At 69.4% G+C, this 25,597-nt stretch carries 20 protein-coding genes; 8 read left to right on the plus strand and 12 right to left on the minus strand.

From position 1 onward, the window contains the following. Window positions 1–93: 93 nt before the first annotated feature. Window positions 94–3,414 (minus strand): S8 family serine peptidase, encoded by a 3,321-nt coding sequence (locus ACQEVY_RS31075; RefSeq protein WP_432952679.1) that lies wholly within the window; start codon window positions 3,412–3,414, stop codon window positions 94–96. A 526-nt stretch (window positions 3,415–3,940) separates the two neighbouring features. Here ACQEVY_RS31075 and ACQEVY_RS31080 point away from each other — a divergent pair. Together ACQEVY_RS31080 and ACQEVY_RS31085 are read left to right on the plus strand one after the other, a co-directional pair. Next, entirely contained in the window at window positions 3,941–5,698 is a 1,758-nt protein-coding gene (locus ACQEVY_RS31080) for a TIGR03767 family metallophosphoesterase (RefSeq protein WP_432952680.1), read from the plus strand. Between the two features lie 110 nt (window positions 5,699–5,808). Beyond that, window positions 5,809–6,960, plus strand: a complete 1,152-nt coding sequence (locus ACQEVY_RS31085; protein WP_432952681.1) for a serine hydrolase domain-containing protein — start codon at window positions 5,809–5,811, stop codon at window positions 6,958–6,960. Between the two features lie 227 nt (window positions 6,961–7,187). On the opposite strand, the gene ACQEVY_RS31090 is transcribed toward ACQEVY_RS31085, so the two are convergent. Continuing rightward, window positions 7,188–7,949 (minus strand): GNAT family N-acetyltransferase, encoded by a 762-nt coding sequence (locus ACQEVY_RS31090; RefSeq protein WP_432952682.1) that lies wholly within the window; start codon window positions 7,947–7,949, stop codon window positions 7,188–7,190. Between the two features lie 202 nt (window positions 7,950–8,151). Here ACQEVY_RS31090 and ACQEVY_RS31095 point away from each other — a divergent pair, with 202 nt between their 5' ends. Together ACQEVY_RS31095 and ACQEVY_RS31100 are read left to right on the plus strand one after the other, a co-directional pair. Then, entirely contained in the window at window positions 8,152–8,550 is a 399-nt protein-coding gene (locus ACQEVY_RS31095; protein WP_432952683.1) for a type II toxin-antitoxin system RelE/ParE family toxin, read from the plus strand. Continuing rightward, on the plus strand, window positions 8,547–8,915 hold the full coding sequence (locus tag ACQEVY_RS31100; RefSeq protein WP_432952684.1) for a helix-turn-helix domain-containing protein: 369 nt from the start codon (window positions 8,547–8,549) through the stop codon (window positions 8,913–8,915). The genes ACQEVY_RS31095 and ACQEVY_RS31100 overlap by 4 nt, the downstream gene beginning before the upstream one ends. Here ACQEVY_RS31100 and ACQEVY_RS31105 read toward each other — a convergent pair. The 3 genes from ACQEVY_RS31105 to ACQEVY_RS31115 are packed head-to-tail and all read right to left on the minus strand — an operon-like array spanning window position 8,904 to window position 9,927. Then, window positions 8,904–9,005, minus strand: coding sequence for a DUF397 domain-containing protein (locus ACQEVY_RS31105; RefSeq protein ID WP_432952685.1), 102 nt, complete (start codon window positions 9,003–9,005; stop codon window positions 8,904–8,906). The genes ACQEVY_RS31100 and ACQEVY_RS31105 overlap by 12 nt on opposite strands. A gap of 2 nt (window positions 9,006–9,007) precedes the next feature. Beyond that, window positions 9,008–9,280 (minus strand): DUF397 domain-containing protein, encoded by a 273-nt coding sequence (locus ACQEVY_RS31110; RefSeq protein ID WP_432955492.1) that lies wholly within the window; start codon window positions 9,278–9,280, stop codon window positions 9,008–9,010. After that, complete coding sequence (locus tag ACQEVY_RS31115; protein ID WP_432952686.1) at window positions 9,277–9,927, minus strand: MOSC domain-containing protein; 651 nt, start codon at window positions 9,925–9,927, stop codon at window positions 9,277–9,279. The genes ACQEVY_RS31110 and ACQEVY_RS31115 overlap by 4 nt, the downstream gene beginning before the upstream one ends. A 297-nt stretch (window positions 9,928–10,224) precedes the next feature. Here ACQEVY_RS31115 and ACQEVY_RS31120 point away from each other — a divergent pair, with 297 nt between their 5' ends. Then, window positions 10,225–10,605, plus strand: a complete 381-nt coding sequence (locus tag ACQEVY_RS31120) for a pyridoxamine 5'-phosphate oxidase family protein (RefSeq protein ID WP_432952687.1) — start codon at window positions 10,225–10,227, stop codon at window positions 10,603–10,605. Between the two features lie 78 nt (window positions 10,606–10,683). Continuing rightward, entirely contained in the window at window positions 10,684–11,229 is a 546-nt protein-coding gene (locus ACQEVY_RS31125) for an MOSC domain-containing protein (protein ID WP_432952688.1), read from the plus strand. 165 nt (window positions 11,230–11,394) lie between these two features. Here ACQEVY_RS31125 and ACQEVY_RS31130 read toward each other — a convergent pair whose 3' ends face one another. After that, window positions 11,395–12,453: a hypothetical protein gene (locus tag ACQEVY_RS31130; RefSeq protein ID WP_432952689.1), complete on the minus strand. Its 1,059-nt coding sequence runs from the start codon at window positions 12,451–12,453 to the stop codon at window positions 11,395–11,397. Window positions 12,454–12,634: 181 nt separating this feature from the next. After that, window positions 12,635–15,463 (minus strand): helix-turn-helix transcriptional regulator, encoded by a 2,829-nt coding sequence (locus tag ACQEVY_RS31135; protein ID WP_432952690.1) that lies wholly within the window; start codon window positions 15,461–15,463, stop codon window positions 12,635–12,637. 274 nt (window positions 15,464–15,737) lie between these two features. Between ACQEVY_RS31135 and ACQEVY_RS31140 the strand changes: the two genes are divergently transcribed. Further along, window positions 15,738–16,487 carry an SDR family NAD(P)-dependent oxidoreductase gene (locus ACQEVY_RS31140; RefSeq protein ID WP_432952691.1) on the plus strand — a complete coding sequence of 250 codons (750 nt, stop codon included), beginning with the start codon at window positions 15,738–15,740 and terminating at the stop codon, window positions 16,485–16,487. Window positions 16,488–16,696: 209 nt separating this feature from the next. Here the strand turns inward: ACQEVY_RS31140 and ACQEVY_RS31145 are convergent, their stop codons facing one another. Continuing rightward, window positions 16,697–17,773 (minus strand): hypothetical protein, encoded by a 1,077-nt coding sequence (locus ACQEVY_RS31145; RefSeq protein ID WP_432952692.1) that lies wholly within the window; start codon window positions 17,771–17,773, stop codon window positions 16,697–16,699. Between the two features lie 207 nt (window positions 17,774–17,980). Further along, window positions 17,981–20,557 carry an aminopeptidase N gene (gene pepN / locus ACQEVY_RS31150; protein ID WP_432952693.1) on the minus strand — a complete coding sequence of 859 codons (2,577 nt, stop codon included), beginning with the start codon at window positions 20,555–20,557 and terminating at the stop codon, window positions 17,981–17,983. A gap of 187 nt (window positions 20,558–20,744) precedes the next feature. Here pepN and ACQEVY_RS31155 point away from each other — a divergent pair, with 187 nt between their 5' ends. Then, window positions 20,745–21,407 (plus strand): mycothiol-dependent nitroreductase Rv2466c family protein, encoded by a 663-nt coding sequence (locus tag ACQEVY_RS31155; RefSeq protein WP_432952694.1) that lies wholly within the window; start codon window positions 20,745–20,747, stop codon window positions 21,405–21,407. Window positions 21,408–21,484: 77 nt separating this feature from the next. Here ACQEVY_RS31155 and ACQEVY_RS31160 read toward each other — a convergent pair whose 3' ends face one another. Genes ACQEVY_RS31160 through ACQEVY_RS31170 form a run of 3 tightly spaced genes read right to left on the minus strand, consistent with a single transcriptional unit; the run spans window position 21,485 to window position 25,583 of the window. After that, window positions 21,485–22,132, minus strand: a complete 648-nt coding sequence (locus ACQEVY_RS31160) for a response regulator (RefSeq protein ID WP_432952695.1) — start codon at window positions 22,130–22,132, stop codon at window positions 21,485–21,487. Continuing rightward, window positions 22,129–23,364: a sensor histidine kinase gene (locus ACQEVY_RS31165; RefSeq protein WP_432952696.1), complete on the minus strand. Its 1,236-nt coding sequence runs from the start codon at window positions 23,362–23,364 to the stop codon at window positions 22,129–22,131. The genes ACQEVY_RS31160 and ACQEVY_RS31165 overlap by 4 nt, the downstream gene beginning before the upstream one ends. A gap of 5 nt (window positions 23,365–23,369) precedes the next feature. Then, window positions 23,370–25,583, minus strand: a complete 2,214-nt coding sequence (locus ACQEVY_RS31170) for an MMPL family transporter (RefSeq protein ID WP_432952697.1) — start codon at window positions 25,581–25,583, stop codon at window positions 23,370–23,372. Window positions 25,584–25,597: the final 14 nt, after the last annotated feature.

Below are 25,597 nucleotides of genomic sequence, written 5' to 3' on the forward strand. Positions count from 1 at the left end.
GACCAAAAGAGGCGGGCGCCCGGTACACACCGGACGCCCGCCCACAGTCGTACAGAAACCGCAGTCAGAAACCGCAGCCAGTACGCCGAACTATTACGGCGTGACCTTCTCGATCACCACGCTGCCCGTACCCGCGACCGTGCCGCGGGCGTTCACGAGCTGTGCCTGGCCGAAGAACTCGCGGCCCTCGGGCGCCGCGGCGGCCGCGGTGACCTTGCCGGAGAACGTCGCCGACTCGCCCGTACCGAGCGACACCTGCGTGTCGTCGGCCTCGATGGTGCCGAGTGCGGCCGAGAAGAACACGTCACGGTAGTCGTACTCCGTGGAACCGCCCGGAACCGCATAGCCCAGGACCTCCACGGTGTACTTACCGGCGGCGGGCTTGGCGACGGAGACCGACTCCTCCGAGTCGCCGTCGGCCGAGCTGCCCACCTCGTTGCCCTCCGCGTCGTACACGTACAGGTCGAGGTCGGCGTTCGCGGCCGACACGTTGCCGATGGACACGTCCAGCGACTCGGCGCCCGCGGGCACCTCGACCGTGCTGGTCTGCTTGGCGCCCTCGGCGATCGTCGGACGCTCGCTCTTGGAGGAGCCGAGCGGGCCGCCCGCGAGCTTGCCCTCGACCGGCTCCAGCTTGTTCGTCACCTTCCAGGAGACGTCGGCCGGGGTGCCGACCTTGGCCTCGGGGATGGTCACGAGCTCCGGGTCGAAGGTCGCGCCCAGGACGGCGACGTCCAGCTTGTACGGGTTGTCGAGCAGCGGCGACGTACGGCGCGACTCGACCTCGATCTCCCAGACGCCCGGCTGCGGGTCGGTGTACGAGCGCAGGTCGGGGCGGCAGGGCTTGCTGTCCGGGCTGGTGAAGTTGCTGTAGCAGTCCAGCGAGGACGACGACTCGATCTGCACGCCGTACGGGTGGATGGACAGGAACCGGGTCTGGCTCTTGTCCTTGATCCCGCTCATCCGGACCTCGAGGGTCTTGGCGCCCTCGGGGACGGTCACGAAGTACGAGTCGTTGCTGTTGCGCTGCACCGAACCCGACGCGGAGTAGTCGTACTTCAGCGGGGCCGAGACCACGACCGTCGACATGACCTGGTGGTCGATGCCCTCGGTGCGCGGGTCGTCGACCTCGAGGATCGCGCTCTGGATGCCGGCCGAGGACGGCTTCGCGGAGACCTTCACCGTGACCGGCTTGTTCAGCTCCAGCGAGACCTCGTCGGAGCTCTCGATGCGGAACGTCTTGCCGCTGTTGTTCTCCAGGTGCAGCTCGTGCCGCAGCGCGCGGTCCGGGCCGGACGTACGGGTGATGGTGATGTCGTACGTCTTCTTCTGGCCGGACTTGAGCCCGCCCTCACGGTCGTAGAGGCCGGTGCCGAAGCCCGGGGTCTTGAGCGCCTGGTCGAGGGCGGTGTCGACCGGGGCCTTGACCGCGTACTCGTGCGCCGTGGCGCCCTTCTGGATCGACTTCCACGCGTCGACGATGTTGATCCGGCCCACGCCCTCGGTGTACGCCTGGACACCCTTGATGTGGTCGGCGGTCGACGTCAGCGCGGTGCGCAGCTTCGCGGGCGTCAGGTCGACGCCTTTCTGCTTCGCGGCGGACAGCAGCAGCGCGGACGCGCCCGCGGCCTGCGGGGAGGACATCGAGGTGCCGTTGAGCATCTGGTAGCCGGGAGGCAGGGTGTAGCCCGCCTCGGGGGCTATGACGCCCGGCAGCCAGGTCTGCGCGGTGTTCACCGCGGCGCCGGGCGCGACCAGGGTCGGGGTGAAGCCGCCGTCCTCACGCGGGCCGCGCGAGGAGAAGGGGAACATGGCGTACTTCTTCTCCACGGCCGAGCCGTAGTTGGACGCCCAGGTCTCCTTGGAGATGGCCGCACCGACCGAGATGACCTTGTTCGCGAGGCCGGGGTCGCCGATGGTGTTGGCGCCGGGGCCTGAGTTGCCCGCGGAGATCACCAGCTGGACGCCGTACTCGTCGATGAGACGCGTGTAGAGCTCGGCGCGGGCGTTGTTGCCGTCGTTGAGGGCGGGCAGGCCGCCGATCGACATGTTGACGATGTCGACGCCGCGCTTCGTCACGAGGTCGATCATGCCCTCGGTGAGCGCGACGTTCGTGCAACCGGCCCCGAAGATGCAGGCACGCGAGGAGACGACCTTGGCGCCGGGCGCCGCACCGTTCATCTTGCCGCCGAACATCTTGTGGGCGGCGGTGATGCCCGCGACGTGCGTGCCGTGCTCGGACTCGATGATGCCGATGTTGACGAAGTCGGCCTTCTTGCCGACCCAGTCACCGCCCAGCGGGTCCATCGGGACGTCCTTGCGGATCTCCACGACGAACGGTTGACGCTCGGCGACCGGGGTCGCCGGGTCGTCCTTGCCGAAGTAGCCGATCTGGAAACCGTCCTTGTACGGCTTCATGGCGTCGTCGTCGGAGAAGTCGTTGTTGTCGTTCAGGTCGACGCGCGCGGTGCCGGACGCGGCGTCGTACAGCACGCCCCAGCTGTCCGTCTTGTCGCCGTCGCGGTTGACGTCGCCGTTCGCGTCGCCGCCGGCGGTGGCCGACTCGCTGAAGCGGCTGACCTTGTACTCGCCGGCCGGGGCCTGCCAGGTCTCGCCACCCCAGGTGAAGACCGGGCCCGTGACCGCGTTCACCATCGGGCGCCAGGTCGCGTCGCCGTCCACGAGCGGGTCGGTCGCGGTCACCCAGTCGACGATCTTGCGCTCGCCGGTGGTGGTCTTCTGCAGCGCCGGGTGGCCGAGGTCGACACCGGTGTCGAGGACACCGATGGTGACGCCGCGCCCGTCAGCCTTCGGGTTCTTCTTCACGAAGTCGACGGCGCCCGTCTCGAAGGACGGGTTGTACGGGTTCTCCGCCGGGGTGTTCTTGTCCGGCGCCGGGTAACGCTTCGCCGAGGCCTCGGCCTTGGCGCCCGAGACGCCCGGAGTCGGGTCCTCGAGGGCGATCTCGTGCCGCAGGTCGATGCCGTGCACGGAGCGGAGCTTCGCGGCGGCGTCGACGGCGGCCTCGGCCCTGGCCGTGGGCACGGTGGCGCGGACGTAGCCGAGCTTGTCGTAAGTGCGGCCAACGGAGCCGCCCTTGACCGCGTCCAGCTGGTCGGCGACCTTCTCGGTCTCACCGGGCGCGGTGGCGATCATCATCGTGACGTTCTTCTCGCCGTCGGCCTTGGCCTCGGCGAGCAGGTCGGCATCGGCCGAACCGAGCTTGTCCTCTGCGGACTTGAGGGCCGGGTCGGTGGTCGCACGGGCGGCCGGGTCGTCCGCGGAGAAGGCCATGGGTATCGGCCCTGCCGCGGAGAGGGCAGCTACCAGGCCTGCGGCCACGGCAATTCGGGCCACGTGTCTCGCGCCTCTGATCGGAGTGCGCTGAGGCTCGGGAGTGGGGGTCATCAGCATCCCTGTTAGGTAAAGGACGAGCATGAGTCCGGTATGTGAACCCGGATGACCGCTCAGCTTTACGTAAGAAATGCATGTTTGGGGAGGGGTGGCTGGTACTCGAGAGTAAGGTGGCGCAATCTCGCCATACGCCATGGAGTTGATAGAGCGTCATAAGCGGACGTGTCCGCATTCGACTCGGTCCGCACCGGCTCGGAACGGCCGCCGACTTCCACGGACGGTGCGGATCGTCTACGAGGCCCCGCGTCACCGGAGACGAAGCGTACGGCCGGGCTGCCGGTGCCCGAGAAATAGGTTCCGTACCCAGGAAAGTGAACATGGAGTGACCGCCTCCCCTCCGCTCGACGAGGGGTCGGTGGACGCGGAGGGTAACCAAGATCCACGTACGGTGATCGGCGTTGCCCGTTGCCGTTCAGTTAACGCACAGGTCACTCCCGGTGCCAACGATCCATTGTGAGCGGGTAGTTCGCGTCAGCGAACCGCCCGCGACCACTGCTGACGCGTTCGCACTCGGGGAGATCGCGCCATGTCGCGCATACGCTCTGTCGCCACATCCGTTCGTGACCGCCGCGCCTTCCTGGCCGCCACCGGGGCGGTGTCACTCTCCGCGGGTATCGGCCTCGCGCTCCGCCCGGACCGCGGCGGGAGCACCGTCCCCGCCGCCGACCAGGGGCAGGCCGTCGCCCTGTCGTCCCGGCAGGCACCCGCCGCGCCCCTCATGCCGTACACCCGCGGCACCACACTCGGCTCGGTCGCGGCGCCGCGGGGCTCCTCCGGCTTCCGGCGGCTCGGCGACGGCCCCGCCTGGCAGCGCGTCGTCCGCGGCGACCTGGCCGCACCCAAGGCGGGCCGCGGCGAACGCCGCACCGCGCTGGCCGCGTTCGTGCAGTTCACCGACCTGCACATCGTCGACGTGCAGCACCCGCTGCGGTACGAGTACCTGCGCGCCCAGACCGCCAGCGCCTGGCGTCCGCAGGAGTCGCTGTCGGTGGCCGGCGCGGTCTCGCTCGTCGAGCGGGTGAACGCGCTGCGCGGCGCCCCGGTCACCGGTTCCCCGCTGCACTTCGTGATGACCACCGGCGACAACACCGACAACAACGCCAAGACGGAACTCGACTGGTTCCTGAAGACGATGAGCGGTGGCCGTATCACCCCCAACTCCGGTGACCCGAAGGGCTACGAGGGCGTCCAGAACAGCGGACTCAAGCTGTACTGGCAGCCCGACGCGGATGTTCGCGATGGGGACAAGCAGCTCGGCTTCCCGAAGATCGACGGCTTCCTCGCCGCCGCCGTACGCGAACTGCAGAGCCCTGGCCTCAACCTGCCCTGGTACTCCACGGTGGGCAACCACGACTCCCTGCCCGGCGGTTGCTACGCGCCCGGCGACCCCTTCTTCGCCGAGTACGCCGTCGGCGGCAAGAAGCTGATGTCGCTGGACGAGACGGTGGGCGCCGCAATCTGGAAGAACGTCAAGAAGGGCGGCGACCCCAAGGGCACGGCCTTCAAGGAGATGCTCAAGTCGCAGGCGCGGAAGATGCGTTCGGTCACTCCGGACGAGGGGCGGGCGCCCTTCACGGCCGCCGAGTACCTCCAGGCGCACCTCGACCCGGCGCACACGGGCCCCGGCCCCATCGGGCACGGCTACTCGCAGGCGAACCTCGCGGCGAAGACGCAGTACTACACCTTCCGCATCGCGGACGACCTGCTCGGTATCAGCCTCGACAGCACCGACCCCGGCGGCCACTACGAGGGCTCGCTCGGCACGGCCCAACTGCGTTGGCTGGAGCGGACGTTGAAGACGGCCGAGCAGAACAAGGAACACGTCATCGTCTTCAGCCACCACACCAGCAAGACGATGCGCAACCTCCGCGAGGACCCGAACCACCCCGGCGAGCGCCGGCACGGCGGCGACGAGGTCCTCGCCCTCCTCGGCAGCTACAGCTCCACCCTGGCCTGGGTGAACGGCCACAGCCACAAGAACAACATCACCCCGCACCCGGCCCCCGGCAACCGTTCCTTCTGGGAGATCTCCACGGCCTCCCACATCGACTTCCCCCAACTGGCCCGCGTCATCGAGGTAGTCGACAACCACGACGGCACGATCTCCCTCTTCACCACCCTCATCGAATCCGCGGCCCCGCACCGCACGGACTTCGCCGACCTCACCCAGACCGGCCTCGCGGCCCTGTACCGCGAGTTGTCCTTCAACGCCCCGGGCTCCCGCTCGACCCTCACGGGCGACCCGGGGGACCGGAACACGGAACTCGTCCTGAAAAAGGGCTAGTTCACCGGAAAGGCTCAAAAGCGCCTAACCGGTACAAGGGCAGGCAACCTTCCGGCCCGCCATGGTGTCCCTTCCGTCGACCACCTTCGACGGAAGGGACGTACCCACACATGACCGCATCCCGCACGCTGCGTATCGGACTGGTGGGGGCTGTCGCACTCACCGCGGCGTCGCTCACCGCATCCGCCGTGGCCGCCCCCACCCCGACCACCAGAGACCACAGCGCGACCCAGGAAGCGATGGACGCCGCCGTGCAGGACGGGGTTCCCGGTGTTGCCGGACAGGTGAAGGACAAGTACGGGGTCTGGAAGGGCACTTCGGGCGTCGGAAACCTCAGGACGGGGCAGGCGCGTTCCGCGCACGACCGGTATCGCGTCGGCAGCCTCACCAAGACCTTCGTGTCCACGGTGCTGCTGCAGCTGGAGGCGGAGGGGAGGCTCTCGCTCGATGACAAGGTCGACAAGTGGCTGCCCGGCGTTGTCCGCGGGAACGGTCACGACGGCAGGCGCATCACCCTCCGTCAGCTCCTCAACCACACGAGCGGCATCTTCGACTACTTGGCGGCCGAGGAGTTCGGCCGGAAGTACGGCACCAAGGACGGCTTCTTCAAGAACCGCTACGACACGGCGACCCTCGGGCAACTCGTGAAGTACGCCATGTCCCACAAGCCGGAGTCCGCGCCCGGCGCGTCCTGGAACTACTCGAACACCAACTACTCCCTGGCGGCGATGGTGATCGAGAGCGCCACGGGCAACTCGTACGGGGACGAGATACGCCACCGCATCATCGAACCGCTGGGCCTGCACGCCACCTCCGTGCCCGGTACGTACCCGAAGGTGCCGCAGCCCAGCAGCCGGGCGTACTCGAAGCTCGCCGCGTCCACGACCGGCCCGACATATGACGTCACGGAACTGAATCCCACGCTCTCCGGTGGCTCGGGTGACATGATCTCCGACTCCGGCGACCTGAACCGTTTCTACTCGGCCCTGCTGCGCGGCAAGCTGCTGCCGAAGGCCCAGCTCACCGCGATGAAGACGACCGTCAAGGTTGACGAGGTCCCCGGTGCCGGCTACGGCCTCGGCCTCATCGAACGCAAGCTGAGCTGTGGCGTCACGGTCTGGGGCCACGGCGGCCAAATCATCGGTTCGCTCACGGATGCGGTCACGACGGCGGACGGCCGCCACTCCCTCGCCTTCAACTTCAACGGCGACTGGGCGGGGGACAGCGGGGCGGTGATCGAGGCGGAGTTCTGCGGCAAGTAGCGCGCGGGGCGGGCGGTCCATGAAATGGCGTTCCGCCGCACCGAACGTGGCCCCCGTCCCCTACCGCCAACGCCTGCCGAGGTCGGACTCTGTCTACGCCCAAGCGTTGCTCGCAACGTCCTCAGCCCGAAGGCGGCAGCTTGTCTCTCAGCACTTCTTTGCCTGGCCGTCAGTGATCACTCCGCGTGAGCGCGCCCGCGTCGGCTTGCCACGGTGGAGCCCTGGCCTCACCGGGCCGCGATGTGCGCCGCCCCGAACAGGCGCTTGGCCATGCCGAGACGTTCATACGTGGCGATGGCCGGCGCGTTGCCGGTGAGCACCATGAGCGCGGCGCGGCCGTGCTGATTGACGAGGGCGTCCACGACGAAGCCGCACACGGCCCGCGCAAGACCGCGTCCGCGGGCGGCGGGGTGGGTGACCGCCCCGCCCATGAACCCGCACCCGGCTGCGGACCACGCGTCCGCAGCCACCGCTAGCGGCTTCGTCCCGACGCTGCCGTCCACCTCGCCGACGACCCCGGCCCAGCGGCGCATGCCCGCGCGTCCCGGCTGCGCGTAGGAGTCAGGGAAGAAGCGGTCGAACAGCGAGGTCGCCTCCTTCTCCTCGCGGGCGTTCAGCCACCGCACGCCTGCGGCGGCGGCACCGGATGGGGACGTGGTCTCCATCCAGAAGAAGTTGTGGACCGGCTCCAGGTTGGGCAGCTGCCGCACCAGCGCATCGATCAAGGCAGCTTCCCCCAAGACTCGGTAGGACGGGCCGATCTCCTCCAGGATCCGCCGCACCAACACGGCCACGTCGGCGCCGTCGCCCTTGACCGCAAGCCTGTCCTGCTGAGGGTTCGGGCTCGCCACCGCCAGCGCCGCGCCGTGGCACCAGGCCCGTACCCCCGGCCCCAGGCCGTCACCGCCTTGTCCCTGGGCGGCCCAGACCGGAAGTCCGTCGCCGGCCGCGGCCTGCTCGATATCGCTGCGCCGTGCAAGTTCCTCCATACGCCGTGCTTACCAGGCGCTCTTGGAGGCCCGCTGTGACCCAGCCCTCATCGATCAGCGACTGTGATCACGTATCTGAGCCGTACCTGAGGAATGTGAAGTGGTCGCCGACAGCCAAGTGGAGCCAGACCAACGTCTTACTCCGCGGAGCCACTTCAACCTCGACTGCTTCTGTGACGTGCCGGAGCGGCAGCCTCGCTATATGGATTTCTGTATAGTGGCGTCTGTGAGCGACCCATGGCAGATCGAGATCGAGCCCGAAGTCCGACAGTGGCTGGAGCTCCTCTCGGACGCCCAGTACGGCAAGGCCGAACGGGCCGCCGACATGCTCGCGGCCCAGCCGACCACGCTTGGGGAGCCGTACTCCCGTCACCTCGGCGGTAAAGTGCGCGAGCTTCGCTTCATCATGGAGGGCAACGCCGTACGCATCACGTACTGGCTCGCTCCGGACAGACGCATCGTGTTGCTGACGGTGTTCCGAAAGACCAGGCAGCGCGAGACGGCCGAGGTCGAGCGTGCCCGGCAGGCCCAGAAGGTGTGCGAGGCGGATCACGGTCCTGCGGAGCACAGCTATGAGCGGATCGAGGAGGAGCGGCCGTGAACCACTCCCAGTGGAAGACCCGGCGGACCAGGAAGCTGTTGGGGGAGTCCGTCGAGGAATCTCCGGCCTACGTGGAGGCCGGGTACGCATTCGCCCTGGGGCAGGCGGTCCATGACCGGCGTACCGAGCTCGGTCTATCCCAGACCGAGCTGGCGCGCCGGGCGGGCATGACCCAGCCGCAGATCTCCAACATCGAGGGTGGCGACTCCGTCCCTACCCTGCCTCTGCTCACTCGCCTGGCCAAGGCGTTGGATGCCGCGATGACCATCGATCTGGACGGCGACACGTCGGCGTTTCTCTTTACCGCCCACGACGGGGGCGGAGACGGCGAACCGCAGTCGGGCGGTCACTCGTCAGTTGCCTGAGGCTGTGTCGTGGAGGTGAGTGACGAAGGCTGTCCAGGCCGTGGGGGGTACGAGGAGGGCGGGGCCCGTCGGGTTCTTGGAGTCGCGCACTCCTATGGCGGGGGTGAGGCGGGCGACCGCGACGCAGTTGGTTCCTGTGCCGTCGCTGTGGGACGACTTGAACCAGCGTCCTCAGGGACAAATTGGGCGACCTCGATGCAGTTCTGGCTCTCGTCACTGTGAGAGGACTTGAACCAAGCTTGCTCTGAGGCGAGTTCGGTCGCCTGCCCGTTGTCTCCGCCGCCGTCGGCGTCAGTGCTGGTCCCGGGCCGGAAGCACGCAGCCGCCCGGGGCAGCCGACGATCCCCCTGAAATCTGTCACCTATGCAGTCGTACGCCTGCGGGCCAGATCCTTGCCCTCCTCCGGCAGTGCGTCGGCGACCAGCAGCCGGGGCAGCAGTTCCGGTTCACGTGTCATCGCGCGGAAGACGAGCTCGACGGTCACGTCGTGGTCAGGGCGGTGCACGATCTCGACCGGATCGGCAGCGCGGATGTCCCCCGGCTCGATCACGCGAAGGTACGCGCCCGGCCGTGCGGCCTGCGTGAACCGCTTGATCCACCCGTCACGCTCCAGCCAGCCCTGGAACGTCGCGCACGGGATCCGCGCGCACGACACCTCCAGGACGACGTCCGGCCCGATACGCCAACGCTCACCGATCAGGGCTCCGTTGACGTCGAGGCCAGCGGTCGTGAGGTTCTCCCCGAAGGCGCCGTTCGCAAGCGGCCTGCCCAACTCAGCCTCCCATCCGTCGAGGTCCTCGCGGGCATAGGCGTAGACGGCCTGGTCGGAACCGCCGTGGTGCTTCACGTCGTAGACCCGGTCGCCCACTAGACCGACCTCGCCGGTGCCCTTGGGGCCGGGGGCGATGACGGCGACCGGGCCGTCGACGGGCCGCTTGTCGATGCCTGTCGCGCTGAGACCCTTCCAAGGGTTGGGGCGGGGCCTGCCGACATTGACGGAGAGCAGCTTCATGGGGACGACGGTACGGTCCGCTGCATCCGGAGGGCGAGACATTTCCGTGCCACTGCCACTGCCACTGCCGTGCTCGCGGCGTGCGTGGCACCCGGCGGCGTGGCCGTCCGGGCGATTCCGGGCTCCCGTGGCTCCATGAGCTACGGAGGTATCGGATCCGACTCGCTCATGTCGACCGGACATGGCCTGACCCCGGGGGAGTAGGGCGGAAGTCCGAGGCGTCTGGGCCGTCGGACCGAGGCGTTCTCGCGGGCGTGCGGGTGAGATGGGTGGATGAGTGATTCCGAGGCTTTGCCTGTGGGTGTTCGCGATCGCCTGGTTCAGGAGAAGAACGTCTGGCTGTGTACCGTGCGGGCGGACGGGTCTCCCCATGTGACGCCGGTCTGGTTCGTCTTCTTGCGGGGCAGTTGGTGGATCGGTACGGATGCGGGTGCGGTCAAGGTCCGCAATATCGAGAGGTTCTCGCGGGTCTCCCTGGCGTTGGAGGACGGCCGGCTTCCCGTCGTCGCCGAGGGAGAGGCGGTGCTGCATCGTGGACTGTTCCCGGCGGAGATCAGGGATGCCTTCACGGTGAAGTACGGAGGTTGGGATGTCTCCGCCCCGTACACACCGGGCGTGGACCGCGTACTGCTCGAAGTTCCCGTGCGGCGCTGGCTGCTGGCGGGTAGGGCTCAGTGAATGACCCGGCGCGAGGTAAGGGGACGTAAGAGTTAGGGTCGTAGCTGATCAAGTCGCTGAAGAATGGGGGCTCCAGGGATGTTGAGCGGGATGGTTACGGCGGTCAGTAGCAATGGGGAGTACTCGTTCACCAAGCCGAATCGGGACAGCATCACGTTGCTTGCCGGGCTTGGGGTGGAGGGTGATGTGCATGCTGGGGTGACGGTCAAGCATCGTTCGCGGGTGGCGCAGGATCCGACTCAGCCGAATCTGCGGCAGGTTCATCTCATTCATGAAGAGCTCTTCGCCGAGGTTGGTGCGGAGGGATTCAACGTGGCGCCCGGTGAGCTCGGTGAGAACATCACCACCCGCGGCATTGATCTGCTAGGGCTGCCGGTCGGCACGTTGCTGCGTATCGGGGATGACGCGGTGCTGGAGGTGACCGGGCTGCGCAATCCCTGTCTGCAGATCGACAACTTTCAGGGCGGGCTGCTGAAGCAGGTCGTCGGCCGTGATGAGGCCGGGAACGTCGTGCGCAAGTCGGGGATCATGAGCATCGTGAAGGTGGGCGGCGTGGTGCGCCCGGGGGACACGATCGCGGCGGAGCTTCCCAGCGGACCGCACCGGCCCCTGGAGCGGGTCTGACGTCGCTCAGAGCGGGTCTGATGTCGCTCACCGAGCCGGTCTGATGTTGCTCACCGAGTGGGGCTGACGTCGCTCACCGAGCGGGGCTGATGCAACTCGCGGAGGGCCGTCACCCGGCGGGACAAGCCGGGTGACGGCCCTCTTTCTGCCCCCGTCCTCGGGTGGTCAGTTGTACTTTCGCCAGTCGTACGTCAGCTGGTAGTGACCGCCGTGGCCCTTGAAGTCGAGGGTGCGGTCCGTGCTGTTGTCCTGGCCGCCGGGGAAGCGGCTGGTCAGCGACGAGATGGTGGCGCTGACCGTGATGGGCTTGAAGACCTCGTCGCCCCACAGGCCCTTGAGGTAGTCGAAGACCAGGCCGACCACGAAGCCCACCGCGACGCCGATGGCGATGCCGAGAGGCCCGCCGGGGGCGCCGATCGCTCCTCCGATGGCGGCCGCGAGGGCCGCGGCGACCTTGGCCTTCACCTTGTCGAGGAGTTCGTCGAGGAAGTCGGCGAGGCCGCCCCAGTCGACCTCCGCGGGGACCAGCGTGACGAAGTACGTCTTGGGGAACGTGACCTTGCTCTGCTCGGTGAGGCTGAAGTGGGTGAAGCGCCTCGGCGGAGAGTACGTCTGCACGGTCCCGGTGCTGAAGCTTCGTACCCGGAACGCCGAAACCTTCTTGGTGTCGCCGTCCTCGTCCACGGACGTGCCGCCCAGGTCGATCTCGTCCTTGCCGATCTCGCTCGTCTCGTCCACGCACTTCACCCGGTGGATGCGCAGCTCCAGGTTGCGCAGTGCCGGGAAGGCCGCCGCGGACGCCACCTCCTGGGCTGTCATCGGGCCGACCAGTGCGTCGGACATCCGCTGCAGTTCCTCGACCGGGAACTTCATCCGCGCCGGGAGCGGAGTCTTACGGACCTGCTCATCGACGCCGGCCGACGACTTGAGGTCGACCTTGGCGAGCTCGCCGAGCCGCTTGGTACGCGCCGCTCCGCCCCGCAGCTCCACAGCGATCCGGTCCGCCGCCTGCTTCTGCTGGGCTTCGGGCAGCGTACGGAAACGGCGGGCCAGTATCTGCTCGGTGCTCTTGGCGTCGGACGGCATCGGGTACTTGCCGGGCTCCGCGTGGTGCGCGGCCACCTTGTCGGCGGCGAGCTGGAATTCCAGCGCGACGCGTTCGGCGATGGCTTTGACCTTGGCGCTGGGTATGTCGGTGACGACCAGTTCCTTGTTTTCGGCCATGAGATTCCTTCCCCCATGTGGCCGGCCGGCCCCGATGGGACCGGTCCGGTATGGCCTTCGATGGTCTGTGATGGCCACGAGGCCAGACGCTAGGCCGCCGGTGCCGGGGAGCGGACCTGGGGAAGGACCCGGGAGAATCCCCAGTCCTCCCGCGGAAGCGTCAGTTCCGCCCAGGTCAACCTCAGTTACGCCCCGGCAGCCCCGCCTCGTTCCCCGCCGCCAGCAGCACGGCCAGCCGGGTGCGTGAGGCGACGCCGAGCTTGGCGTAGATGCGGCCCAGATGGAACTCGACGGTCTTGGGGCTGATCACCAGTTCCCGGGCCACCTGGCGATTGGTCAGTCCGGCCGCCACCCTGCGGGCGACCACCAGCTCCTGGGCGGTGAGCGGTGCGACAGCCGCCTTGCCGGGAGCGACGTCCGTGCCGCGCGCGGGGGTGTCCAGGCCGCAGGCCGCCAACTCCCGTTCGCAGCGCTCCAGATCGGGCCGGGCGTCGAGGCGTACGAGCAGGCCCCGGGCCGTACGCAACTGCTCCGCGGCCGGAGTTCGCTTGGCCACCCGGCGCAGGAACTGCCCGTACGCGAGGTGCACCAGCGCACGACCGAACGGCTCCTGGGCGCGGTGGGCGTGCCGCAGCGCCGAGCGGAAGGCGCTCTCGGCGGCGGCCGGATCTCCGCGGGCCGCCGCCAGGGTGCCCCGGCTCCGGGCCGCCCGCATCAGCGCGGCCGGGTGGTCGCGTCGTACGGCCAAAGCCTCGTACTGGCCGAGGAGTTGAGCCGCCCGCCGTTGGTCCCCGAGTTCGGTCCACGCGTCGGCGAGGAGGTCCGGCCAGGGCACGGCGCCCGGTTCGTCGAAGGAGCCGGAGGTGTCCTGTTCGCTCGGCGGGAGCAGCGGGGCCAGGGCAGTGACGACGTCCTCGGGGCGGCCGAGCGTCCGCGCCAGGTGAGCCTCGGCGAGCGCCGTCCACACGAACGGGCCGGCACCGCCCGGGCCGATGTCCTCGCGCATCCCGCGCACCTGGGCGTGTGCCTCGGCGAAGGAGCCACGGGCGGCGTGGGTGAGGGCCGCGAGCATCCGGCAGTACGGCGCGGAATGGGGACGGCCGCTGTCATCGGCGAGCGAGAGGGCCAGTTCGCAATGGGTGAGCGCGTCGTCCCAGTGGCCCGCCAGGTACTCGGCGGCGGCAAGTGCGCCCGCGGCGGTGATACGGAAGGACGCCGAGTACGTCCGGCCGTCGCCGGGCGGCATCCTCGCCGGTGTCGTCGGGGCGGCCGACGCCTGCACCGGCTTCCGTTCGTGCGTCGCCGCGAGCACGCCGGTCAGGTCCCGCAGGGCACCGGTGAGATCGCCGGTGAACACCCGCAGGGTGCCGCGGCCCATGAGTTCCTGGAGCTGTGCGGGTGACGCCACGGCGGGGTCGGGCAGCGGGCCCAGTTCGCCGAGGGCGCGGGCCGCTCCGCCGCTCGTCGCCATACCGGCGAGCGCCAGGTAGCGGACGGTGTCGGTGGCGGTCGCCTCCGGTGCGAGGCGGAGGGCCAGGCGCGCCCAGTTGGCGGCTTCCGTGCCGCGCGCGACGCTTTCGTACAGGGCCGCGAACCGGCCCGCGATCCGGGCGGCCAGCACCCGGTCGCCCCGGTCGGCATCCGGATCGCAGCGCCGCCAGGCGTCCCGCAGCAGCACCTCGGCACGGTCCGGGTCGGCCGGACTGAGCCGCCCCAGCAGATAGCTGCGCCAGCCGCTCTCGGCGAACTCCCCGATGCGCGCGGTGAGTTCGGCGCGGTCCGGTACGTCCCCCGCGAGCAGCCGACACTCGACCGCCTCCAGCGTGTACTGCTCGTACGCCGCCCGGTCGGGCGCCAGCCTGGCCGCCGTGGACAGCTGACGCGCGGCCTTCTCCCACCGCTCCCCGGCGGCCGACCGGCGTCCGTGCGCCGCGAGTTCGGCGGCGAGCTGCGGGGCGGGGCCGGTCGCGGCGCAGGCCCGGTGGTGCAGGGCGGTCTCCTCGTCATCGGTGAGTGAGGCGGCCCGGCGGTGCAGGGCGCGGCGGCGTGCGGGGCCGAGCCCGTGGTAGACGGCGGCCTGCACGATCGGGTGCGGGAAGCGGACCACCGGGTCGCCCTGCCGCTCGGTCAACAGCCCGGTACGTACGGCCTGTTCGAGCGCGGGCAGCGGATCGGCGAGGTCGGCCAGGAGAGCCGCTTCGGCGAGAGTGCAGCTCCGGCCGAGGGCGCTTGCCGCGGCCACCAGCGCCTCCGCCTGAGCGGTGCAGGAGGCGAGCCGGGCCAGGGCGAGTTCGACGCACGACTTGGGGGCGGGCGGGGTGATGTCGGTACGTTCCAGGGCCTCGACCAGACCTGGCCCCTCCTGCTCCAGCAGGGCCCGCGCGTACAGCGGGTTGCCGCCGGTGTGCTCGTACAGCCTGCCAGCGGCGCGGACGGTGAGTCGGACGGGGCCCAGGGTGTCGCCGAGAGCGCGAAGCGCGGCGGGTTCCAGCCCTTCGAGCCGGATCCGGACGGCGGCGTCCGCCGTGAAGAGACGGCCCAGGCCCTCCGGGATCCGAGGGTCGGCGATGTCCCTGGTCACTACGACGACCAGGACCCGTACGGCACGCAGTCTGCGCACTGCGAAACCGAGCGCACGCAGCGAGGCGGACCCGGCCCACTGGGCGTCGTCCACCACGACGGTCACCGCGTCCTCGCCAACACCCCCACCCTTCCGGAGCGTCGTCTGGAGCGCCTCCACCAGCGCGGCACCGGCGGAACCCGGATCCGTCCACCGCCCGGGCCCGATGAGCTGCTCCAGCACACCGAAGGCCGGCCAGGTCCCGGCGTCCTCGCCCTCCGCGTACAGGACATGCGGCACTCCCGCGAGAGAACGCCGTACGAGCGCGGTCTTGCCGATGCCCTCCGGCCCCTCCACCAGCACCCGCTGCGGCTGCCCGGCGCGGGCCCGCTCCCTCGCCCCCTCCAGCACGGCGAGCTCCTCGCCCCGCCCCACGAACACCCGCTTCACGGCGCACCCACCCCCGCCCCTGCTCCGTCGCCTCCGCATGCTGCCACCGCCCACCGCCGACGTCTCGCCCAGCCGCCGATCCCACAGGGCGCGCCCCGCGCTCCCGCCACCGGAGGCTTCCCCAGCTCCGCTCCGACGCGGACCGGTGACCGAAAACCGCCTTGCCTGTACGTGTCGAGATCCGGCGAGCGGCTCCGACGTACCCGGTGTGGGCTGGAGCTGTCGGCTTCGGTCGGCAGCCGGTAGTCGATCAGGAGAGGGACGGAGTTGGATCATGTTGCTGGAGGAGAAGGTCGCCGTGGTGTACGGGGCCGGCGGGTCCATCGGTGGGGCGGCTGCCAGGGCCTTTGCCCGGGAGGGGGCACGGGTTTTCCTCGCCGGGCGTACGGCGGCGTCGCTCGAGGCGGTCGCCGGGGACATCCGCGGTGCCGGCGGTACTGCGGAGACCGCTGTGGTCGATGCCCTGGACGAGGCGGCCGTGGACGACTTCGTCGACGGCGTGGCCGCGCGGGCCGGGCGGATCGATGTCTCGTTCAACACCATCGGTGTCGGGGATGTCCAGCAACCGCTGATGGAGATCTCGGTGGCGGACTTTCTGCAGCCGATCACGTACGCGATGCGCTCGCAGTTCCTGACGACCCGGGCGGCGGCCCGGCACATGACCGCCCGCGGCTCAGGGGTCATCCTCGCCTTCGGTGGCGGCGGGACGCAGACGCTGCCCGGCCTCGGCGGCTTCAAGATCGCCCTGGACGCGCTCGAGGGGCTGCGCCGTCAGTGGGCCATCGAGCTGGGTCCGCACGGTATTCGTGTGGTCACGCTGAAGTCGGGCGGTGTGCCGGAGAGCATCCCCGACGGGTTCCCCGGCAAGGAGGAGATCACCGAGAGCCTCGTCAAGGAGACCCAGCTCGGCCGTGCCGCGACTCTCACGGACGTGGGCGACGTGGCCGCCTTCGTCGCCTCCGACCGGGCGCGCACGCTCACCGCGACGGACGTGAACATCTCCTGCGGGGCCATCGTCGACTGAGCGGGCGGACTGAGTGATGGGCCTGAGCGAGCGGACTCAGTGATGGGGCTGGGCGACCGGACTGAGTGTGACCGGTCGGCGGTGATGATGACCGAGTGACCGGCCGGCAGTTGACTGAGTGACCGGCCGACCGTGACGTGGGGGCCACCAGATGCCCAGTGGGTGGCCGATGGCCGTGGCCAGTGGCTGTGGCCGGTGGCCCCCACAGCTCACCGGGGCAGCACCACCACATACGCCGACGGCTCACGATCGCACGCCGCCATCAGCGCGGTCCGTACGACGGCCGCCTGCTGATCCATCGCGTCGCGCAGCTTCCGCGGGGTGACGTGGACGACGGTGATCCCGAGCCGTTCCAGGTGTTCGCGTTTACGGGCGTACTCCGACCACAGCGCGTCGTCGTCCTGGCGGGGAGCCCGGGTGTCCAGTTCGAGGGCCACGGCCTGTTCGGGCCAGTACGCGTCGAGGCCGCCCAGGTGAGGGCCGCCGGGCAGGCACAGGTCCACGTTCCAGACGGGGTCGGGCAGGCCGTGTTCGCGGACCATGCGATACAGGTGGTCCTCGGCGATGGCCCGGCCCTCGGCGAGCAGGGTGTCGACGGCGTCCACGACGTGCGGCCGGTTCAGCAGCCGGGCCTGGCTCAACTCCCGTACGACGGCGCCCGGTTCGCAGTGTCCGCCGCGTACTGCCTCGGTCAGCAGACGCCGTACGGTGGCCGCCTCCGAGAGCTCGGCGACGGCGTCGGCCAGCGCGCGCGGAACAGGCGCCACCGGGAGACCGGTGACCTCCTCGGGCTTCGGCAGCGCGGGCGCCCGAACGATGCGCGCGCAGCCCGTCGAGCGGAGCCGGCGCAGACGCGGTACGAGGACGTCGATGCGGTCCAGCGACAGCAGCGAGGGTGCGGAGGAGAAGCCGTACAGCGTGAGGGCCGCGAGGCCGGTGATCATCGCGTCGGGGTAACGCTGCGGTGCGGGCGGTTCTTGCGTGCCGGGCCCGGCGGCGGCCGGTTGAGTCGGGATGCCCTGTGCTCTCAGGGGCGGCTCGCGGAACGCTGAGCGGGTCGCGTACATCAGGACCGCGTGCAGCCGCTCCTCGCCGGTGGGCGGGCCGGGGTGCAGCAGGCACACACCGGGGAGGAACTGCTGCCAGGCGCCACCCGGCCGGCACTGCTCGTTGATCTCGGCGTTGGTCACGCCGTGCGCCCGCAGCTGTGCGTTGGTCAGTACGCGCCGCCGGGCGTCGGACAGGTGGCTCAAGGGACGGGGGGAAAGAGGGGTGTTGTGGTTCATGCCCCCGAATCTCCCGCACCCGCCCGGCCCATTAACCGCTGTTACATCCCCGTCGAATAACCCGGACACCCCAGCCCTAAAGTGCAAGCGTTCGACGACCGAAACCCCCTGGTCCGTATGGGGGTTACGGCCCCGAATACCAGCATTCCGTAACTGTTATGCCCGTCAACACCTGTTGACGGCTCCCGGCGCCCCGAAGGTGAACCCCTACCCGGCGGCGGCCAAGTCACAAGCCTGCGCACGCAACGCCCGCGCCAAGTCATCCCGAGCCTCAAGCACAAGCCGCCGCAGCGCCGGAGCCGCCGCCCCATGCTCGGAGAGCCACGTATCCGTCGCGGCCAGCGTTGCCTCCGAGTCCTGCAAGGACGGGAACAACCCCTTCACCACATCCATCGCGATCTGGATGGACCGCTCTTCCCAGACGCGCTCAATCGCATCGAAGTACTTGGCGACATAAGGCGCCCCAAGCCCCCGCTGCGACGGCTGCGCAAACCCCGCGATCGTCGCCTCCACCAGCGCGTTGGACAGCTTGTCCGACTCGACAACGGCCGCCCAAGCCTGGGCCTTCACCGCGGCGGAGGGCCGAGCCGCAAGGCACCGAACCTGATGCCGCTTCCCCGAAGCCGTGTCGTCACGGGCGAGCTCGGCGGCAAGCACACCCTCGTCGGCGACCCCATGCGAGGCCAGCGGCTCCAGGAACGCCCAGCGCAGCTCCTGGTCCACCTCCAGCCCGTCGATCTTGGCCGTCCCCTCCAACAGGTCCCGCAACAGCCCCAGTTCAGCCTCACTAGAGGCGACCGCCGCGAAGAACCGCGCCCAGGTCAGCTGATGCTGGCTCCCCGGTTCGGCCGCCCGCAGCTCCCGCAGCGCACCCTCCGCGAGCAACTTCCCGCCGGTGTCCCGCCACTCGGGCGCCGCGTAGTGCGTGAGCGCGGAGTTCGCCCACGCGTGCAGCATCTGGAGCACGCCGATGTCGGACTCGCGGCCCGCGAAACGCAGTACGAGGTCGATGAAGTCCCGGGCCGGCATCAGGGCGTCCCGCGTCAGGTTCCACAACGCCGACCAGCACAGCGCCCGGGCCAGCGGGTCGCTGATCTCACCGAGCCGCTCCCGCAGCGTCGCCAGCGAGCCCTCGTCGAAACGGATCTTGCAGTACGTCAGGTCGTCGTCGTTCACCAGCACCAGCTCGGGAGCCTCGGCCCCGGCCAGTTCCGCCACGACCGTACGCGGCCCGTCGACGTCCACCTCCGCGCGCGCGTACCGCTCCAGCGCACCCTCGGAAGTCCGCCGGTACAGGCCCACCGCCACCCGGTGCGGCCGCAGTTCAGGGTGCGACTCGGCGGCCTCCTGGAGGATCGAGAGCTCGTCGATCCGCCCCTCGGAGCTCAACAGCACCTGCGGTGTAAGGGAGTTGACCCCGGCGGTTTGCAGCCAGGCCCGCGACCAGGCGGCCATGTCACGCCCGCTCGTCTCCTCCAGGACCGACAACAGATCCCCGAGCCGCGTGTTCCCGTACGCGTTCCGCTTGAAGTAGCGGCGCGCGCCCTCCAGGAAGGCGTCCCGCCCGACGTACGCCACCAACTGCTTGAGAACCGACGCCCCCTTGGCGTACGTGATCCCGTCGAAGTTCAGCTTCGCGTCCTCCAGGTCACGGATGTCGGCCGTGATCGGATGCGTGGAGGGCAGTTGGTCGGCGCGGTACGCCCAGGACTTGCGGTTGTTGGCGAAGGTGATCCAGCCGTTGGTGAAGCGGGTCGCCTCGACCATGGAGAAGGAGCCCATGAAGTCCGCGAAGGACTCCTTGAGCCACAGGTCGTCCCACCACTCCATGGTGACGAGGTCGCCGAACCACATGTGCGCCATCTCGTGCAGGATGACGTTCGCCCGCCGCTCGTACGACGCCTGTGTCACCTTGCCGCGGAAGATGAACTCCTCGCGGAACGTCACACAGCCCGGGTTCTCCATCGCGCCCAGGTTGTACTCCGGCACGAACGCCTGGTCGTACTTCCCGAACGGGTACGGGTAGTCGAAGTGGTCGTGGAAGAAGTCAAGGCCCTGCTTGGTCACCAGGAACACGTCGTCGGTGTCGAAGTACCGGGCGAGGCCCTTGCGGCACAGGGCGCCGAGGGGGATCTCCAGCGTCGTACCGTCGTCGAAGGTGCGGGAGTAGTGGTCCGTCACATAGTGGTACGGGCCCGCGACGATCGCCGTGATGTACGTCGAGATGGGCCTCGTCTCGGCGAACCGCCATACCCCGTCGTGCAGTTCACCCACGCCGTTGCTCCACGCGACCCAGTCCTCGGGGGCCCGGACCTCGAACCGGAAGGGGGCCTTGAGGTCCGGCTGCTCGAAGTTGGCGAAGACGCGGCGGGAGTCGGCCGGTTCGTACTGCGTGTAGAGGTAGACCTCGCCGTCCTCGGGGTCGACGAAGCGGTGCAGGCCCTCACCTGTGCGGCTGTAGGCGCACTGGGCGTCGACCACGAGTTCGTTGTCGTCGCCGAGGTCTTCCAGGAGGATGCGGGAGCCGTCGAAGACGGCGCCCGGGTCGAGATCCTTGCCGTTGAGGGAAACCGCGGTGACGCTCGGCGCGATCAGGTCCGCGAAGCTCGTGGCGCCCGGCTCGGCGCAGCGGAACCGGATGGTCGTCACCGAACGGAACGTCCGCGGCCCGGCGTCCGTGCCGCCCACGGCGGAGCGCAGGTCGAGCGACACCTCGTACCCGTCGACGGACAGCAGGGCGGCCCGCTCGCGGGCCTCGTCGCGGGACAGATTCTCACCGGGCACAGGCGGCACTCCCTTGTCACTGCATGACTGGCGGCATGACTCCTTCGAACTGCATTGATCCTCGCATGGGGCACTGACAACGGGCATCAGGGAATAGGACGGGGAAGGGGGTGGTTGCAGGTTCAAGAACAGGCTCAGCCGTCCCCTGTACTTGTCACCCGTCATGACCGCGTTTTCGAGGAGAGCCATGTCCGAGGCCGCAACGCGCTCCGCCAAGACCCCCGTCGACTTCTGGTTCGACCCACTGTGTCCCTGGGCGTGGATGACCTCGCGCTGGGTCCTTGAGGTGGAGAAAGTCCGCGACATCGAGGTCCGCTGGCACATCATGAGCCTCGCGGTGCTGAACGAGGACAAGATCGACGAGCTGCCCGAGGAGTACCGGGAGATGCTCGCGACCAAGGCGTGGAAGCCGGTGCGCGTGGTGACCGCGGCCTGGCAGAAGCACGGCGCCGACATCCTCGGCCCCCTCTACACCGCCCTCGGCACCCGCATCCACAACAACGACGAGGGCCCGACCGTCGAGGCGATCGCCGGCGCTCTCGCCGACGTCGGTCTGCCCGCCCACCTCATCGACTACGCCGACCAGGAGGACTTCGAGTTCGACGCCGAGCTGCGCGCCTCCCACAAGGAGGGCATCGACAAGGTCGGCCAGGAGGTCGGCACCCCGGTCATCGCCGTCCCCGGCGCCGACGGCGAGCAGATCGCCTTCTTCGGCCCGGTCGTCACCCCCGCCCCCAAGGGCGAGGAGGCCGCCCGCCTCTGGGACGGCACCCTTGCCGTCGCCTCGGTCCCCGGCTTCTACGAGATCAAGCGCACGCGCACCAAGGGGCCGGACTTCAGCAACCTCTGAGGCAACCTCGGAGCGCTCACTAGGGCGACCCCCGCGAGTCACGTCCTCGCGGGGGTCGCCCGTATCCAGCGTTCGTTTTACGACGGCCGCCGCAACAGACCCCTCTCCATCGCCACCACCACCGCCCGAGTCCGGTCGTTCACGTCCAGCTTCGCGAACAGGCGCAGGAGATGGGTCTTGACCGTGGCCTCGCCGATGACAAGGCGCGAGCCGATCTCGGCGTTGGTGAGGCCGTCGGCGACGGCGTTGAGGACGTCTCGCTCGCGGGCGGTGAGCGGAGCGTGGGCGGGGCGGCGCATACGGGCGACCAGTTTTTCCGCGACCCGAGGGGCGAGGACCGTTTCGCCGCGCGACGCCGCGTGGATGGCGTCGACGAGCTGCTCGCGGGTGGCGTCCTTCAGGAGGTAGCCGATGGCTCCCGCCTCGACACCGCGCTCGATCTCCGCGTCGGTGTCATAGGTGGTGAGGATCAGCACCCGGGTGCGGGGATGCGCGGCCACGATCTCCGTGGTCGTCGCGACCCCGTCCAGTACGGGCATCCGCAGATCCACCAGGGCCACATCGGGCTCGTACGCGGCGACGAGTTCGAGCGCCGCCCGGCCGTCGCCCGCCTCGCCGACGATCTCGATACTGGGCTCGGCGGCCAGCAGGGCCACCACACCGGCCCGCATCACCGTGTGATCGTCCACAACGATGATCCGCAGCTTTCCACCGCCCGCCGTCATGCCATCTCCTCGTCTTCCCCGGGACCGGGCTCGCCGTCCATCGGAATCGTCGCCAGTACGCGCGTACCGTCCCCCACCGAACTCGTCACCCTGAGCTCCCCGCCCAGCTCCGCGAGCCGTTTACGCATCCCGTCGAGCCCGAACCCCGACGATTCCCCCACCACGAAACCCGCCCCGTCATCCGTGATCTCCAGCTCCACCCCATACGGCTGCCGAGCCAGTACGACCCCGACCGTGGACGCCCGCGCATGCTTGCGCACATTGGCCAGTGACTCCTGCGTACAGCGCAACAGCGCGATCCGGGTCGGCTGGTCGCAGTCGATGTCCGCCAGCTCCGCGTCCACCGTGAGCCCGGTGTCCTCCGCGAAACGGTCCAGTGTCCGGCGCAGCGTGTGGGCCACCGAACCCGCCGCCACCTGCCCGCCGCGCTGCGCGGAGCCGACCAGCTCCCGCGCCTCGGCGAGGTTCTCGCGCGCGGTGGACTCGATCGACCGCAACTGCTGTGCGCTGCGCGCCGGATCGCTGTCGAGCCCGGCTCGCGCCGCCTCCGCGAGCGCGATGATCGAGGCGAAGCCCTGGGCGAGCGTGTCATGGATGTCGCGTGCCATCCGTTCCCTCTCATCGGCCGCCCCCTGACGCTGATGCGCCTCGGACAGCTCGGACTGTGCCTGTTCCAACTCCGTGATCAGCCGGGCCCGTTCATGACTCTGGGCGACCACCGAGTGCACCCACAGCCCGACCAGCATCCCGACGGCCACCACGATCACGACGGGTACGAGCGTCTCGCCGAAGAACTTCGCCGACGGGCCGAGCCGGAACCAACTGCCCACCAGGGTCGCCCCGGTGGCCAGCCCCAGAAACCCGACCGAGGCCCGCGGCGTACGCCCGAACATCCAGTAGTGCGGCAGCGTCACCATGAACAGCGACCCGAAGGAGCCGCGCAGATACGCGAACACACCCAGCGTGGCGACCAGCACCAGGAGATAGGTGTGCGGGCGCAGTACGGGATTGCCCGGGAACCGGTCGACCACCGCGTAGCAGAGCATCAGGAACCCGAGCAGCCCGAGCGCCCAGTACTTGCTCCCGCCGGGCTGGTCGAGGGCGGCGAGCCCGATTGCCAGGGCCACGAACAGCAGCCAGGACACCGCGTTCCAGCGGCGCAGCGTGGCGGCCCAGAACGGGTCGGTGACCTGCTCGGCGGGACTCCCGGCGGGAGAAGCTGGGGTGGTCATAACAGTCAACGTAAGTCTGCCACCGCCGACTTGGCGGCCTCTTGCCGCTCGGACACCGCCTGCCGCCGCACCCCGCGCGAAGGCCACCAGCTCGCCTCGCCGAGCAGCAGCATCGCCGCCGGCAGGATCAGGATCCGGATGATGAAAGCGTCCAGCAGTACGGCCGCCGCGAGGACGAAGCCGATCTGCTTCATCTCGATGATGTGCAGGAAGACGAAGCTCACGAAGACCGTCATCATGACCGCCGCCGCACTGGTCACGACCCCCGCCGAGCTGCGGATCCCGTCGAGGACCGCCTGCCGCGTCGGTACGCCGGCCAGCACGGCCTCCCTGATCCGGCTCACCACGAACACCTGGTAGTCCATGGACAGCCCGAAGAGGATCACGAACAGGAACAGCGGCACGCGCGAGCCGATCGACCCGGTGGAGTCGAAGTTCAGCAGCCCCTCGGCCCAACTGCCCTGGAAGACCAGGACGAGCAGCCCGAGCGCCGCCGCCGCGGACAGCAGGTTGAGTACGACTCCGAGCACGCCGAGCACCACCGAACGGAACGCGTACAAGGTCATCGCGAAGGTCACCAGGAGCAACGCGCCGAGAACCAGGGGCAGTTTGCTGTTCTGATGCGCGGGATAGTCGGCGTAACGGGCGACGTCGCCGCTCACACCGTACTCGGCGCCCGCGATCCGGCCGACCGTCGTGGGCACGTACTCGTCCCGCAGATGGTCGAGGGAGTCGTACGCCTCGTCCGAGTTGCCGAGATGCGGAACGTTCAGCTCCAGCACACTGATCCGCCGGTCCTCAGAGGTACGTACCCGGGACTCGCCGGTGAACAGCGGGTCCCCGTCGGCGAGTTGGGCCAGTTTCTCCAGGGCCGCGGTGACCTCGCCGGAGCGTGCGGCATCGGCGCGTACGACGATGTCGTGGGTCACACGCTGCTCGGGGAAGGCCTCGTTGAGGCGGTCGTACACCTGCATGGCGGGGATCTCCCGCGAGTGGGTGTCCCGGCTCATCTCGGTGATCTTCAGCCCGCCCAGCGGTGCGGCGAGCGCGAGCATGGCGAACACCGAGACGCACAGGGTGGCCACCGGATGCCGGGTCGCGGGCCGCAGCAGCGCGGCCCACACCCGGCCGCCGCCCTCGCCCCGCATCCGCCGCGCGGGCTTGCCGCGTTCGGCACGGCGCAGCGCCCTGCGCTCGGCCCGCTTGCCGAGTTTGACCAGCAGCGCCGGGAGTACGGTCAGGGAGCTGAGCACCGCCACCAGAACGACCACGATGGTGCCGGTGGCCAACGAGGTGAAGATCACGTCGGCGGCCAGGAACAGCGTCGCCGTGGACACCACCACCGCCAGCCCCGACACCACGACCGCCCGGCCCGAGGTCGCCGCGGCCAGCTCCACCAGCGCCTCGGAACTCAACCGCCCGCCGGACCGGGCCCGTTCCTCCCGCTCGCGCTTGAGGTAGAAGAGCGTGTAGTCGACGCCGACCGCGAGCCCGATCATCAGGATGATGTTGGTCCCGACGCCGGTGTCGGGGGAGAGGTGCGAGACCACCATCGACAGGCCGACGGCCGCCGCGATCGACGACAGCGCGAGCAGCAGCGGCACCCCGGCCATCGTCACCGAACCGAACACGATCAGCAGCGTGATCAGCGTGACCGGCAGCGTGATCGCCTCAGAGAGCGCCAGATCCTCGCCGCGCTGCTTGTCGACTCCCTTGCTGATGGAGGGACTTCCGGTCTCCTCCAGGAGCAGCGCCGGGTTGACCTTCTGTACGGCCTCGGTCTGCGCGACCAGCGCGTCGACCTTGTCCTTCGCATCGCGCTCCTCGCCCTTCACGGCCACTTCGACCATGAGGATCCGGCCGTCCTTCGACAGCAGCGGATCGGCCACGCTCTCGACCTCGGGCAGCCGCTCCATCCGGGCGGTGAGATCCGCAGCGGCGGCCTTCGCAGAGGCTTCGGCGGCGCCCTCGTCGAGACCGGCGCCGGACCGGTCGGAGATCATCACCTGCTCGGTGGACCTGCGCTCCAACTGCCCCTCGGCCGCAATCGCTTCGGCCCGGCCGGCCTCACCCACCCGATAATCCGCGGTCTTCGCGCTGTTGAGCCCGACAGCACTGCCGATGCCCAGACACAACACCACGAACACCAGCCAACCGATGATCGCCCGCCATGGGTGCAGGGCACTCCAGCGAGCCATGCGCACAGTTAATGAGTTCATGCCCAGAAGCGTTG

Source organism: Streptomyces sp. CA-288835 (assembly GCF_050936385.1).
GTDB lineage: Bacteria > Actinomycetota > Actinomycetes > Streptomycetales > Streptomycetaceae > Streptomyces.

Coding starts and splice junctions, on each gene's coding strand:
- ACQEVY_RS31075 (WP_432952679.1), bottom strand. CDS start 3,414: ATGCTGATGACCCCCACTCCCGAGCCTCAGCGCACTCCGATCAGAGGC.
- ACQEVY_RS31080 (WP_432952680.1), top strand. CDS start 3,941: ATGTCGCGCATACGCTCTGTCGCCACATCCGTTCGTGACCGCCGCGCC.
- ACQEVY_RS31085 (WP_432952681.1), top strand. CDS start 5,809: ATGACCGCATCCCGCACGCTGCGTATCGGACTGGTGGGGGCTGTCGCA.
- ACQEVY_RS31090 (WP_432952682.1), bottom strand. CDS start 7,949: ATGGAGGAACTTGCACGGCGCAGCGATATCGAGCAGGCCGCGGCCGGC.
- ACQEVY_RS31095 (WP_432952683.1), top strand. CDS start 8,152: ATGGATTTCTGTATAGTGGCGTCTGTGAGCGACCCATGGCAGATCGAG.
- ACQEVY_RS31115 (WP_432952686.1), bottom strand. CDS start 9,927: ATGAAGCTGCTCTCCGTCAATGTCGGCAGGCCCCGCCCCAACCCTTGG.
- ACQEVY_RS31125 (WP_432952688.1), top strand. CDS start 10,684: ATGTTGAGCGGGATGGTTACGGCGGTCAGTAGCAATGGGGAGTACTCG.
- ACQEVY_RS31130 (WP_432952689.1), bottom strand. CDS start 12,453: ATGGCCGAAAACAAGGAACTGGTCGTCACCGACATACCCAGCGCCAAG.
- ACQEVY_RS31140 (WP_432952691.1), top strand. CDS start 15,738: ATGTTGCTGGAGGAGAAGGTCGCCGTGGTGTACGGGGCCGGCGGGTCC.
- ACQEVY_RS31145 (WP_432952692.1), bottom strand. CDS start 17,773: ATGAACCACAACACCCCTCTTTCCCCCCGTCCCTTGAGCCACCTGTCC.
- ACQEVY_RS31155 (WP_432952694.1), top strand. CDS start 20,745: ATGTCCGAGGCCGCAACGCGCTCCGCCAAGACCCCCGTCGACTTCTGG.
- ACQEVY_RS31160 (WP_432952695.1), bottom strand. CDS start 22,132: ATGACGGCGGGCGGTGGAAAGCTGCGGATCATCGTTGTGGACGATCAC.
- ACQEVY_RS31165 (WP_432952696.1), bottom strand. CDS start 23,364: ATGACCACCCCAGCTTCTCCCGCCGGGAGTCCCGCCGAGCAGGTCACC.
- ACQEVY_RS31170 (WP_432952697.1), bottom strand. CDS start 25,583: ATGAACTCATTAACTGTGCGCATGGCTCGCTGGAGTGCCCTGCACCCA.